This window comes from Deltaproteobacteria bacterium (genome assembly GCA_016219225.1).
In the GTDB taxonomy this organism is placed as follows: Bacteria; Desulfobacterota; RBG-13-43-22; order RBG-13-43-22; family RBG-13-43-22; genus RBG-13-43-22.
In genome coordinates this window covers 1-12,510 of record JACRBX010000304.1, presented here as the reverse complement: position 1 = coordinate 12,510, position 12,510 = coordinate 1, and the positions used below count along the sequence as shown (strand labels likewise).

The window sequence follows — 12,510 nt, the reverse complement described above, 5'->3', positions numbered from 1 at the left end:
ATCCTGCCATAGGATTTCAAAAAGAAAAACCCCGCTCTTGAAAAGGAGCGGGGTTAGCCCTCACCTGATCACAGATTGCTTTTCCCGCCATAGCTACACCTATTAAACCTGTACGTCCCCCGGAGCCTATAGCAAAATAAAGGATTAGTTAGGCACGGGTCGGGCACAAAGCCTGACACAGGGATTATACCCGGATCAGCTATTTCATCCCTCATCCCAGACTTAACGGATCGTGGGATACCCCATGGCTTTAACCGTGTAATCCGTGAAATCCGTGCCAAAAATCTATTTTCGTACTATTGCAGGTTGATTTTTCAAACACAATCTGGTAAATAGAGTGTCAGAAAAATAGAATACTTATAAACCGCTGCCTGCCTACAAAAGGAGATATGGCATGGTTAAAGGATGGCCGAAACCCCCGATTCCCAAAAAGGAGTGGGGGTTTTTATTTTTTGGGGCGGAGGAATAAATAATTTATTACATCAATATTGATGTTGAATAATTATGAAATTTAGCATAGAATTTTATATTACCGTTGGGATACGGAATAAGGCCACAAAAATTTCGGAGGCAGATTTAATAATTGCCAAGTCACGGAAAGAAGACTGGGAAAAGAGAAAATCGCCATGAAAAGAAAAACCGATTTTGATCGATACCTTGAAGAACAATTAAAGGATGAGGATTTTGCTGACCGCTTCAAAAAGGCTGGCCAGGCCTGGGATGTAGCCTTGCAATTGGCCTCCCTGAGAAAAAAATCCGGCCTGTCCCAAAAAGAACTGGCTGAAAAAGTAGGCACTTCGCAACAACAAATCAGCCGACTGGAGTCACCTTCCTATGAAGGACATTCTTTAAGCATGCTGCGCCGGGTGACGGAAATATTGGGAGCCAAAATCAGGGTGGAGATTCAGTACAAGGAAGGTCCGGAACAATTTTCAGTTGCCGAAAAAAAGGCCGATTATGGGGTTAAGAAAAAAAGTCGACTTTAACAATTGAAATCAACCAGATGCTTTCAGGGCTAATGAAATACCTCCATCATTCAGAATTTAAAGGCAGCAAATTTAAATGAGTCTGGACCTGGGATTTTGGACCATAGACTTTAGACTTGAGACCTTGGACTTTGGACTGATAAGGAGACATAATGGGCAAGAAACTCGCTTATGAAAGATACTACTGGTTTCATGGTCAAATTAAGGGGTGCCGATATCCCAACGCCCGGAAATTGGCTGAGAGTTTTGAAGTCTCCGAAAAGCAGGCCCAGAGAGACATCGAATTCATTCGAGACCGATTGGGGGCACCTCTTGTCTATCATTCCCAGGAAAAAGGTTATATCTACGAAGACCCGCACTTTGAGCTTCCTCCTGTATGGCTTAAGGAAGAAGAACTTTTTGCTCTTTGCCTGGCCTTGAGATTTACCGCTGTAATGCCCGATCGCCGTCTCAAAGACTCCCTGGATAAGGCCTTTGAAAAATTCCTTGCTTTCCGTTTCGTCAATCCACCCCCAGGTCTGGATGAAGTCCGGAAAAAGGTGTCCATAAAAAATGTCGTTTATTCCAAGGTAGATGAAAACATCTTCCATCCCGTCCTTTATGCCCTTTTCCAGGAGGAAACCCTCAAAATAAATTATTTCTCTCCCCATAAGAACGAGTCGACCGAAAGGGTCATCCGTCCTCTGCATCTTTTCTGTTATTTAGGAAATTGGCACCTTATCGCCTTCTGCCGACTTAAGAAAGCGCTTCGAGACTTCGCCCTGTCCCGGGTTCGAACCATTGAAAAAGTTGTCCCGGAACTCCCGCTTCCAGAATATCTTCCACCTATAAAGGAATATTTGGACAGGAATTTCGGGGTCATGAGCGGCAAGGAATCGATGGAGGTATGTCTTCGTTTCAGCCCCCAGGTTGCCAATTGGGTCTCCGAACAGATTTGGCATAATGACCAAAAGGTTTATTATACATCGGATGGAAGCCTTTGTTTGCAATTCCCGGTAGCCAATTTCAAGGAGGTCCGACGAGAAATTCTGAAATACGGGGCCGGGGTTGAGGTCTTGTTCCCTTTGGAATTGAGGGAGGAAGTAAAAAGGGAGATCGGGAAAATGGCCCAGGTTTATTTATAAAGTCCAGAATCTGATGTCTAAGGTCCAAAGTCTAAAGTCTTATGTCCAAAGAAAAAGCCAATCGGTTGGGGAAGGGAAAGGGGGATGGCAACCATAAAAAGGTTTGAAGATATCGAGGCTTGGCAGAAGGCACGGGAGTTGGCAAAAATCATTTATAAAGGCAGCAAATTTAAATGACCCTGGCTGGGACTTTGCCCTTGGACTTTGGACTTTTGTGCCCGACTAAGGACCTTGGACTTAAAACTTTGGACTTTTTTTTCAGGTCGGACATCATTTGGGGGAGATAAGGTGGTTGAATAGTCTTCAAAAAGGTGCCTTGTCAAATAAATCGGACCATTTTTGTATTGAGCTACGAATATGGGGATCATTAAAAAGTATAAGGCAAGTTGTCGTGGATATTCATAAAGTGTTAACAAGTCTTTGGGCAAAAACCGACAGAGATGGTAGCGGAGGGTGGCATCCACTCGTTCTCCATATGCTGGATGTGGCTGCCAGTACGGACTCCATCTTGGCACGTGAACCGGAATCGACTCGCAAAAGGATGGCAACGACATTAGGGATGGATTGGGAGGATGCCCGAATGTGGCTATTGCTCGTTGCAGCTTGTCATGATTTGGGAAAAGCCTGTCCAGGATTCCAGTGCAAATGGCCTGATGCTCCCGCCACAGGGCTGGAATTGCCTCGAAGCCCTGATATGAAGATCAACCACGCTTTCGTAAGCCAGATAGTTTTGACGGAACTGCTTCGGGAGAAGCACTGGCCTTTTGAATTGGCGGAGTTGGTTCCCGACGCTGTCGGCTGTCACCACGGGGAGCGCGCCAATCCGACAACTCTTTATAATTTGGAAGGAAACCGAAGAGCCTTGGGCAACTCTGACTGGACAGATGCACGCAATGGCCTCTTCAAGAATCTCTTTCAGGTCTTTCAGCCCAACGGAGTTCCCACAAAGGAGACTCTTTCCGGCCCCGATTTCATGTTGATATCGGGACTCACGAGCTTTGCCGATTGGATCGGCTCCAACGAAGAATGGTTTCCCTTCGGAACTCCTGAAAACTGCGACGATCTGAATAACTGGTTCAAGAAACGAAGGACCCATGCCGACAAAGCTTTGGATTCGATCGGATGGGAACCACGAACCCCACTTTCCAATGAGCCTAAGTCCTTCAAGCAAATATTTGGTTTCGCTCCCCGTCCTTTGCAAAAGGCTGTCGCTAACGCATTAGGTGCGGTGAAGAAGCCCGCTATTTTGTTGATTGAAGCTCCAATGGGCGAGGGCAAAACTGAGGCGGCTTTCTTTTCCCATCTGGAGATGCAGCGGCTTTTTGGGCACCGTGGCCTGTATGTGGCTTTACCAACAAAAGCCACCGGGAATGCTATGTTCAATCGAACTCTCAAGTTTTTGAGCGACCAAGGAACGGACCGGAAGCTCGATCTGCAACTGTTGCATGGAGCGACTCTCCTCAACGACACATATCAGAATTTGCGTCTTTCGGGCATCCACGATCCCGCAACGGGCGGAGAGATCCGGGCCGGAGAGTGGTTTACACACAAGAAGAGGGCGCTCCTCTCGGAATACGGAGTGGGAACGGTGGACCAAGCTCTACTGCCTATTCTGCCCGTGCGGCATAATTTTGTGCGTCTATGGGGCCTTGCGAATCGAGTAGTTGTTTTCGACGAGATCCACGCTTACGATGCTTACACGGGTACACTCCTGGTTCACCTGCTGCGTTGGCTCCTGGCACTGGGCTCATCGGTGGTGCTTCTCTCAGCAACATTACCACCATCAATTCGGCGAAAACTGGCTAATGTTGTTGATGCCAATTTACCAGAATTAGAGAAAGAATACCCCCGCCTATCCGTTTTCCACTCTGGAGTGGTCGAACAAAAACATTTCGAGGCCGATCCTTCGCGCCGCCGGACTCTGCGTCTACTGGGAATTCCTTCGGACCTGCCCAGCATGCGCGCTGTTCTGGAGGAGCATTTGCTGAATGGCGGCATGGGGTTGGCTCTGGTCAATACGGTTCAGAGAGCCCAGGAACTTTACCGGCTATTTCCGGAGGGGGAGCCGCTCAGGCGCGACGGCCAGCGCGTTGGAAAACGTCTGCCCGATAAGACCGAAGTATTTCTCTTCCATGCGCGCTTTCCGGCCGACCGCAGACAGAAACGCGAGGATCAGGTTTTGGAAACCTTTGGGAAAAGTGGAACCCGGGAAGGCCGGAAGATACTTATTGCCACTCAGGTGGCGGAGCAGAGCCTTGACCTGGACTTCGACCTGATGGTAACCGACATAGCGCCCATTGACCTCGTGCTCCAGCGAGCGGGACGTTTGTGGCGTCATACGCGAGGCTTCAGGGATGTTCCCGAACCTCTCCTTATAATTGCTGGGTTGACAGGTGATGAGCCGCCCTCCTTCGGAGAGCCTTTGTGGTGGGGTGCAGTCTATCGTGAAGACCTGCTCTTACGCACATGGAGCCTGCTTCGTGATAGCCAGGCGTTGACGTTGCCGGACGAGATCGATACCCTGGTGCAGGCGGTTTATGAAGAACAAGTAGATTTGCCTGAATCCCTGCAGGAGCGGCTGGAGAAAGCCCTGGAGGCCGAGTCTGGAAAAGCCTTCGCCCTTGGATTTCTGGCGCATAACGCGATCATTGGCCTTCCTGACGACGCATCGTGGAACCAGCCGGAGAGATTCGTTCTTTATGACGAAGATGCACCCGGCGTGCATCGAACCCTCATGGCCCAGACTAGGCTTGGCGAACCATCCGTCACGGTCATTCCGTTATTTGCGGAGGACGCTTTCCGTCCGGAGACTACTCTGGATTTCCACCAAAGCAAACTATGGTTCCTGCGGGCTATGAGCCTTTCACGCAAGAGTGCGGTCAAAAAATTACACGTGGTGGGGGTGCCTGAAGGCTGGAAGAAATCGCCGCTCTTGCGTAACTGTTTCCCACTGGTGCTGAACGCGGAGGGATGCTGGTTAGAGGATGGGACTGTGAGGCTGGATAACGACCTAGGACTGGTGTACGAGGCAAAGGAGGCCGAATGAGTCGATTTAACCTGATTGACGAAAAATGGATCCCGGTGCGATTCCCCGATGGAACCCGTGACGAACTGGGCATCCGCGATACACTACTTCAATCCGGGAATATTGCCGCTATAGAAGATCCGTCCCCGCTGGTGGTGGCGGCCTTGCATCGTTTTCTGCTGGCGGTCCTCTACCGAGCCCTGGAGGGACCAACGGATATCGACCAGGCCAAGGCTCTCTTTAAAGAAGGGCTGTCAGAAGGAAGGGTTACGTCCTACCTTGAGAGGTGGCGGGAGCGGTTCTGGCTGTTTGATGACGAATATCCGTTTGGACAAATTCCGACATTCGAGCCGAAGGCATGGAGGGCTTGGACGGCTCTCGCGGCAGAGCACAATGCGGACAATGCTAAGGTTCTCTTCGATCATGTGGATGTCGAATCACCCGGCACAATCTCAGAGGCCAAGGCAACCCGTTGGATCCTGGCCGCTCAGACCTTTTCTGTTAGCTGTGGCAAAAGCGAGCTATCACATACCAACACAGCTCCATCCGCAACAGCAGCGATGGTATTACCTCTTGGGCGCAACCTTCAAGAAACCCTTTTGTTTTCTCTCGTTCCGCAGAACCAAGAAATCACTGATGTTGACAAGCCCTTATGGGAACGAAATCCTGAATCGGTGAAAAGTCTGAAAGTGGGATATGGCCGTAGTGAAAGCGGCCTTGCTGATCGATACACATGGAGGATTCGTTCCATCCGACTGGAGGCAAATAACCCTGGCCGAATCGAAAAGCTGGCTTTCGCCTCTGGAGTCGATGACTCCTCCGTGGATCAAGCGGACCCTATGCTCGCTTATCGGATAGATGACAAAAGAGGAAAGTTACCCATCCAGTTCCGCGAAAGGGGCCTTTGGCGCGACTTTGATTCTCTGCTCCCTGATGGATCACATCTGGCCCCCCAGGTGATCGAACATGCTACGGCGTTGACGCGGTCCAACCGGGACCGTTTCCCTCGATCCGCAATAGTCCTCGGTCAGGCGAACAACAAAGCAAAGATTGAGTATTGGCGTATGGAGCGTTTTGCCCTACCTGATGCGATGGTGGGAAATCGTTACATTCGGGCTGAAATCAGCCAACTTCTCAAAGATTCAGAGGAGGCACAAAAAAGCCTCTGGGTGGCTTGTCGCAACTTCGCGAGAAACGTTTTGAGTCGAGGGGAGCGAGAGCCGGTCCGCAAAGACATCAGCGCATTCCTGGAGCAAATGGCGGCTATCTCGTGGTATTGGTCTATCCTGGAATCCTGCTTTCACGAGATCCTGCAGGAATACACCCTCGAAAGAGATCCTGATGACATCCGCTACGAGTGGCTAAAATTTGTCCGGGATACCTTACTGGCAGCTTGGAAGAAGCACAGTGCTTCAATCTCCACTGGAAATGCCTGGGCTATCCGTGCCCTTGTGAAAGCCGAAAGACCAGTGTTACAAAAACTCAAGGAATTGAATGACGAGATCAAGAAGCTCGAACCGCAGAAGGAGGAAGTATGAACGGATTCATCGAACGACTGGTAACACTAAATGAAAAAGATACCAAGGTGCGAGCGGTGCTGCGTCGAAGCCTTGCTTTCGAGCCCGGAGTTTATGTGCCCGCTTACCCATACGTCGAACCATTCATAAAGGATGAGGACAATTCTTGGCGTCGAGAAGTGCTCTATCTTGTGGCAGGCCTTTGGGCGCTGCACTGGCGGGAAGGCAGGATTGGAGCGCCTATATCCATCGGAAAGGCTTGTGCAACCTACCAGTCAGCCAGCGGATCAGCAAGTATTGAACGCCGATTTATCAACCTGCTGGATGCCGATTCAGATCAACTACTATACCGCTTGCGCCAGATGGTTTCTCTTCTCAAGGAATACAACATCGATTTTAACAACATGCTAAAAGGACTTCTGTATTGGAATGATGATCAGAAGCGTACCCAAAACACTTGGGCTCGCGACTTCTACCAAAATATTAAGCATGAAGACGAAACAGAATCCACTATCAAGGAGGAGGAAAACAAATGAAAACCCTGATCGAAATCCATGCGTTGCAGAACTTTGCCCCGTCGAACCTGAACCGGGACGATACCGGAGCCCCTAAGGACGCCCTCTTCGGAGGTGCTCGTCGCGCGCGTGTGTCCAGCCAGTGCCTCAAGCGTTCGATTCGCCAACATTTCCTGGGACTGGTGGAACAACAGGCTCTGACAAAGGAGGATATCGCTGTCCGCACCAAACGTGTTTTGGATGCCATCTCCAGTGCTTTGATCGAAAAAGGAAGGGACAAGACTGAAGCCACCGAAAAGGCTCTCTTGGCACTGGCAGCCATCGAGCTTTCAGTAAAAGATGATGGGAAGAGCGAATATCTCCTTTTTCTCGGGCAACGCGAAATTTCCAACATTGCCGATGTGATCCATGAGAAATGGGATTCCATCGCCGCATCCGAGACAGCCACACCAGCCGAGGGTAAGAAACCAGGCAAGGCCAAGAAACAGGCCGCACAGAGTGCCGATCCCGAACTAAAAAAGGCCCTCGAAAAGATTTTTAATGGCGGCAAGGCACTGGATGTGGCGCTCTTTGGGCGCATGCTGGCCGATATGCCTGAGAAGAACCAGAACGCTGCCTGTCAGGTGGCCCACGCTATTTCAACCCATGCTGTCGAGCGAGAATTCGACTTTTACACCGCCGTGGATGACCTCAAACCTGAGGATACTGCCGGGGCCGACATGATGGGAACCGTGGAGTTTAATTCCGCCTGTTTCTATCGCTACGCTGTTGTTGATTGGGAGAAACTCGTGGCGAATCTCCAACAAGACACGGAACTGGCCATCAAGGGGCTGCATGCCTTCTTAGAAGGCTTCGTGGTAGCCGAACCGACGGGCAAGCAGAATACCTTTGCTGCCCATAATCCGCCTGAGTTTATCGTCGTTTCTGTGCGCCATAACACGTCACCCCGGAACCTGGCCAACGCCTTTGAAATCCCTGTTCGTGTGAGAAAGGATGAGTCATTGACCAGGAAGTCAGCTGAAGAACTCGCGAAGAAGGCAATTGCCCTCCAGTCTGCCTTTGGTGGTGAGAATAAGACATTTGTTTTGAATCTCGCCAATGCCGAATTGGAAGGTTTGGGAACTGTTGAGAAAACATTGGATACCCTGTTAGAAAAGGCCATTTTGGTCGTAAAGGAGTGACCTATGCCCACCTTATTGCTTCGCTTGGTGGGGCCTTTGCAATCGTGGGGAACCACCAGCCGTTTTGACCAACGCGATACAGGAAAGGAACCGAGCAAGTCAGGCGTTATCGGGCTCTTGGCTGCCGCCCTGGGTATAGACCGTAAGAACTGGTTGGATTTGGAACCACTAACACGTCTATCGATGGGGGTACGTCATGACCGGTCAGGGGTGCCCAAGCGGGATTATCAAACGGCGGGATGCGCTGCAACCGACACAATCATCAAGGCGGATGGAAGCCCTTCCAAGGATGGCGTTGTTTCCCAGCGTCACTACCTTGCCGATGCAGCCTTCCTGGTAGGGCTTGAAGGAGATGACCGTGTACTTCTGGAAAAGGCACACTCAAAACTGAGAGACCCGACCTGGGCTCTGGCCTTGGGACGTAAATCATATCTGCCCTCCGAACCGATCTGGATAGAGAATGGTGTGCAGGATGCACCCCTTCGGGATGTCCTGGCACGATGGCCGTGGATTGCCTCTCCACGAAAATGGGAAGAACTACCCGAAAGGCTTTTGGCTTCCTTCGAGTCCGAGGACGGATCAGGGGTACTCAAGATGGACCAGCCGCTGTCGTCGTTTGCTGAAAGGCGATTCGGTGCGCGGTTTGTACGTTCGGAGTGGATTCCTTTCCCAAAGGAGGTGACCCATGTTCCTTCATAGGATCCATCTTGATCCACGTTGCCGGGAGGCGAGACGTGACCTCGCCGATCCTTACCAACTACATTCCACCCTCTGTCGGGCTTTCAGCAGGCCGGACAAAAAATGTCCTGAAGGCGAATTCTTGTGGAGGCTTGAGCCTGAGATCGATCTCATGGGATGCCCGCGAATTCTTATCCAGAGCAGGAAGATCCCAGACTGGACAAGCATCGGCGTAAAGGGATGGATGGTGAAAAGCGATCCTGCCCTGGATTTGAAAGACCGGCTAAAGCTCGATTCACTCAAGATTGGGCGGCGTTTTCGTTTCAGGCTGCGTGCCAACCCGTGTGTGACCCGCAAAGGCAAACGCTTGGGGTTGCTGCGGCTGGAGGAGCAAGAGACATGGGTTGGGCGGCAAGGGGAACAACACGGGTTTTCGCTTCCTCTAATTGGAATCTTTAATCTATCAAAATCGACACGAGGGCAATACGAGGTTCAAATTTCGCAGGAACAAATGCTCCGAGGAAACCAGCATTCCGGTAATCCAGTCCGGATATTTTCAGTGTTATATGACGGAGTTCTCTCGGTTACAGATCCAGATAAATTCAGGGTTGCTCTGCAAACCGGGATCGGCCATGGAAAAGTTATGGGTCTTGGGCTTTTATCAGTAGTGCCGATATTCTGAATATTATTGGCCTTGGTCCCGCAAAGGCGCCTTCGGCTTCGGGCTTATGCTCGTGAGACGGATATAAAGCGGATGGACTGATAAGGAGATCTGGCAATGGAAAAAAACATAGCCGTTTTCAGAGGCAAGGAAATCAGAAAGACGATTTATAAAAATGAGTGGTGGTTTGTTATCGCCGATGTGGTGGTTGCGCTAACTGATTCAATTGACCCAAGCGGATACATTAAAGATATGAGACGTCGGGATAACGAGCTTTCCAAAGGGTGGGGGCAAATTGCCACCCCCCTTTCCATCCAGACGGAAGGCGGAATTCAAAAAATAAACTGCGCTAATACTGAGGGCATTTTCCGCATCATTCAGTCCATCCCTTCCCCCAAGGCCGAGCCTTTTAAACGCTGGCTGGCCAAGGTGGGCTATGAGCGGGTGCAGGAGATCGAAGATCCGGAGTTGGGAACGAAGAGGACTCGGGCCTTGTATAAAGCCAAAGGGTACTCAGATGACTGGATTGAAAAGCGGATGCGGGGCATTGCCATCCGGGAGGAACTTACGGATGAGTGGAAAAAGAGGGATGTTGGGCAGGAGAAAGAATATGCCATTCTGACTTCTGAGATCGCCAAGGCCGCTTTTGGCGTAACCCCGGGAGAACACAAAAAAATAAAGGGGCTGAAACGGGAAAATCTTCGGGACCACATGACCGACCTTGAGATGATATTCTCCATGCTCGGAGAGGCGGCTACGACCGAGATAACCAAGGTGGATGATGCCAAAGGGTTTCAGGGAAACAAGCAAGCCGCCCGGAAGGGTGGGGAGGTGGCCGGCAAAGCCAGAAAGGACCTGGAACGGAAGACCCGCAAAAAGGTAGTTTCATCGGAAAATTATTTGACTATATCAGAAAAAAAGCAGAAACAGTTGAAAGGGAAAGAAACCTAAAATATGAATACCGACACCACTTCTAAAGCCGAAGCAATCCGGCAAGCTATTTTCAGCCGCATGAGTGGGGAGGATCGCCTTTTGGCTACCATGAACTTGAGCGATGAGATACGGGATATTACCTTGGCTGGTTTTAAAAGCAGACATCCGCAGCTTCCGGAAGAAGAACTTTGGACCTTATTTTTTAGGGAAATACACCAAATAGAAATCAAACGTGAGTAAGGAAGATTCCAACCATGGAAACTCAAACTGATTTTTTGAAAAGACTGCTGAAAAAGCTTTCTGAATCCGGGATCCCGTTTATGCTGGTCGGCTCAGTTGCGGCCAGTTATCACGGATATCCCAGGACCACAATGGACATTGATACTGTCGTAGAGGCTGATCTGGAAGATCTTCATCGATTCGCCCGATCTTTAGGGGAAGGATATTACGTCAGTGAAGAAGAAATCGATCAGGCGGTGCTGTATCAAAGGGCCTTTAATATAATCGATAAAGCCTCCGGCTATAAAGCCGACCTCATTATCCGGAAGAACCGGCCATTCAGCCGGACTGAATTCAGCCGTCGCTTTCAAATCGAAATCCTGGGAATAATCGCAGGGATGGCCACTCCCGAAGATGTAATCCTGTCCAAGCTGGAATGGTCCAAACTCGGCTCCTCCGAAAGGCAATGGCAGGATGCCTTGAAGGTGGCACAGACCCGGGCAGGGAATCTTGATCTGGATTATATTGGAAAATGGTCTGGTGAACTCGGCGTTCATGATCTTTGGCAGCGTATTAAAGAAATTATTTCCAAGACATAACCGAATGAAAATGGAAGCTAATCATGGGAATCAAAAGGTTTGAGTTAGGTCAAGGGTCCACATGGCGGAAACGTGATAACAAATGATAAACGTGACAATAAACATGACAATAACGAGGTAACGTAATGTCAGAGCCTATCCTTCCAGCCCTCAAACCCATTCCAATAAAAGACCGAATTTCCATAGTATTTTTGGAGAAGGGCAACCTGGACGTTCTGGATGGGGCCTTCGTGGTGGTGGATAAAAAGGGGGTTCGCACCCATATTCCCGTCGGCGGGGTGGCCTGTCTGATGCTGGAACCGGGAACAAGGACCTCCCACGCAGCGGTTACTCTTGCTTCCCGGGTGGGCTGCCTACTGGTTTGGGTTGGTGAAGGCGGGGTACGCCTCTATGCCTCGGGTCAGCCTGGCGGCGCCCGTGCCGACCGGCTTCTATTCCAGGCCAAGCTGGCCCTGGATGATGACGCCCGCCTGAAGGTGGTCCGTAAAATGTATGAATTGAGGTTTAAAGAAAAGCCTCCGGAACGAAGGAGTATAGAGCAATTACGGGGCATTGAGGCGGTCCGGGTAAGAAAGATGTATGAACTTTTCGCCCAACAGTATGGAGTCCAGTGGAAAAGGCGCAATTACGATTATTCCGAATGGGAAAGCGGAGATCTGCCCAACCGTTGCCTGAGTTCGGCGACAGCCTGCCTTTATGGGATCACGGAAGCAGCTATTTTGGCGGCCGGATACGCCCCGGCCGTCGGCTTTATTCATACCGGTAAGCCCCTTTCCTTTGTTTATGATATAGCCGACCTCTTTAAATTTGAGACGGTGGTCCCGGTGGCCTTCCGGGTAGCCAAAAGAAAAGCTATTGAGGCGGAAAGGGAAGTCCGGCTGGCCTGCCGTGAATCCTTTCGACAGACCAAACTGCTTCACCGCATTATACCGGTTATTGAAGAGGTTTTATCTGCCGGAGGTCTTCCTTTCCCGAAAAGGCCGGATGAATCGGTAGCCCCGGCCATCCCAAATAAGGAGAGCATGGGCGATGCTGGCCATCGTAGTTGAAAATGTACCTCCGAGGCTGCGTG

12 protein-coding genes are annotated in these 12,510 nt (G+C 50.4%); all 12 read left to right on the top strand.

Going from position 1 to position 12,510, the window contains the following annotated elements; translation table 11 throughout:
* Positions 1 to 626: 626 nt before the first annotated feature.
* The 12 genes from HY879_24560 to cas1e all read left to right on the top strand — a co-directional run bounded on the left by HY879_24560 (position 627) and on the right by cas1e (position 12,487).
* Positions 627 to 986: a helix-turn-helix domain-containing protein gene (locus tag HY879_24560; GenBank protein ID MBI5606518.1), complete on the top strand. Its 360-nt coding sequence runs from the start codon at positions 627 to 629 to the stop codon at positions 984 to 986.
* A 152-nt stretch (positions 987 to 1,138) separates the two neighbouring features.
* Positions 1,139 to 2,110, top strand: coding sequence for a YafY family transcriptional regulator (locus HY879_24555; protein ID MBI5606517.1), 972 nt, complete (start codon positions 1,139 to 1,141; stop codon positions 2,108 to 2,110).
* A 397-nt stretch (positions 2,111 to 2,507) separates the two neighbouring features.
* Positions 2,508 to 5,156 carry a CRISPR-associated helicase Cas3' gene (gene cas3, locus HY879_24550; GenBank protein ID MBI5606516.1) on the top strand — a complete coding sequence of 883 codons (2,649 nt, stop codon included), beginning with the start codon at positions 2,508 to 2,510 and terminating at the stop codon, positions 5,154 to 5,156.
* The gene (casA, locus tag HY879_24545) at positions 5,153 to 6,673 is read left to right on the top strand and encodes a type I-E CRISPR-associated protein Cse1/CasA (GenBank protein ID MBI5606515.1); all 1,521 of its coding nucleotides are present in this window, start codon (positions 5,153 to 5,155) and stop codon (positions 6,671 to 6,673) included. The genes cas3 and casA overlap by 4 nt, the downstream gene beginning before the upstream one ends.
* A complete protein-coding gene (gene casB / locus HY879_24540) occupies positions 6,670 to 7,188 on the top strand; it encodes a type I-E CRISPR-associated protein Cse2/CasB (protein ID MBI5606514.1) in 519 nt (172 codons plus the stop codon). The genes casA and casB overlap by 4 nt, the downstream gene beginning before the upstream one ends.
* Positions 7,185 to 8,348 (top strand): type I-E CRISPR-associated protein Cas7/Cse4/CasC, encoded by a 1,164-nt coding sequence (gene cas7e, locus HY879_24535; GenBank protein ID MBI5606513.1) that lies wholly within the window; start codon positions 7,185 to 7,187, stop codon positions 8,346 to 8,348. The genes casB and cas7e overlap by 4 nt, the downstream gene beginning before the upstream one ends.
* Before the next feature lie 3 nt (positions 8,349 to 8,351).
* On the top strand, positions 8,352 to 9,047 hold the full coding sequence (gene cas5e / locus HY879_24530) for a type I-E CRISPR-associated protein Cas5/CasD (protein MBI5606512.1): 696 nt from the start codon (positions 8,352 to 8,354) through the stop codon (positions 9,045 to 9,047).
* Positions 9,034 to 9,708 (top strand): type I-E CRISPR-associated protein Cas6/Cse3/CasE, encoded by a 675-nt coding sequence (cas6e, locus tag HY879_24525; protein MBI5606511.1) that lies wholly within the window; start codon positions 9,034 to 9,036, stop codon positions 9,706 to 9,708. The genes cas5e and cas6e overlap by 14 nt, the downstream gene beginning before the upstream one ends.
* A 96-nt stretch (positions 9,709 to 9,804) precedes the next feature.
* Positions 9,805 to 10,638: a Bro-N domain-containing protein gene (locus HY879_24520; protein MBI5606510.1), complete on the top strand. Its 834-nt coding sequence runs from the start codon at positions 9,805 to 9,807 to the stop codon at positions 10,636 to 10,638.
* A gap of 3 nt (positions 10,639 to 10,641) precedes the next feature.
* Positions 10,642 to 10,860 carry a hypothetical protein gene (locus HY879_24515; protein ID MBI5606509.1) on the top strand — a complete coding sequence of 73 codons (219 nt, stop codon included), beginning with the start codon at positions 10,642 to 10,644 and terminating at the stop codon, positions 10,858 to 10,860.
* A 14-nt stretch (positions 10,861 to 10,874) separates the two neighbouring features.
* Positions 10,875 to 11,438 (top strand): hypothetical protein, encoded by a 564-nt coding sequence (locus HY879_24510; protein ID MBI5606508.1) that lies wholly within the window; start codon positions 10,875 to 10,877, stop codon positions 11,436 to 11,438.
* A gap of 125 nt (positions 11,439 to 11,563) precedes the next feature.
* The gene (gene cas1e, locus HY879_24505) at positions 11,564 to 12,487 is read left to right on the top strand and encodes a type I-E CRISPR-associated endonuclease Cas1 (GenBank protein ID MBI5606507.1); all 924 of its coding nucleotides are present in this window, start codon (positions 11,564 to 11,566) and stop codon (positions 12,485 to 12,487) included.
* Positions 12,488 to 12,510: the final 23 nt, after the last annotated feature.

Excerpts from the sequence above, each read along its gene's own strand:
- cas7e (MBI5606513.1), top strand. The coding sequence starts at position 7,185 with ATGAAAACCCTGATCGAAATCCATGCGTTGCAGAACTTTGCCCCGTCG.
- HY879_24520 (MBI5606510.1), top strand. The coding sequence starts at position 9,805 with ATGGAAAAAAACATAGCCGTTTTCAGAGGCAAGGAAATCAGAAAGACG.
- HY879_24515 (MBI5606509.1), top strand. The coding sequence starts at position 10,642 with ATGAATACCGACACCACTTCTAAAGCCGAAGCAATCCGGCAAGCTATT.
- casB (MBI5606514.1), top strand. The coding sequence starts at position 6,670 with ATGAACGGATTCATCGAACGACTGGTAACACTAAATGAAAAAGATACC.
- HY879_24555 (MBI5606517.1), top strand. The coding sequence starts at position 1,139 with ATGGGCAAGAAACTCGCTTATGAAAGATACTACTGGTTTCATGGTCAA.
- cas5e (MBI5606512.1), top strand. The coding sequence starts at position 8,352 with ATGCCCACCTTATTGCTTCGCTTGGTGGGGCCTTTGCAATCGTGGGGA.
- HY879_24560 (MBI5606518.1), top strand. The coding sequence starts at position 627 with ATGAAAAGAAAAACCGATTTTGATCGATACCTTGAAGAACAATTAAAG.
- casA (MBI5606515.1), top strand. The coding sequence starts at position 5,153 with ATGAGTCGATTTAACCTGATTGACGAAAAATGGATCCCGGTGCGATTC.
- cas1e (MBI5606507.1), top strand. The coding sequence starts at position 11,564 with ATGTCAGAGCCTATCCTTCCAGCCCTCAAACCCATTCCAATAAAAGAC.
- HY879_24510 (MBI5606508.1), top strand. The coding sequence starts at position 10,875 with ATGGAAACTCAAACTGATTTTTTGAAAAGACTGCTGAAAAAGCTTTCT.
- cas6e (MBI5606511.1), top strand. The coding sequence starts at position 9,034 with ATGTTCCTTCATAGGATCCATCTTGATCCACGTTGCCGGGAGGCGAGA.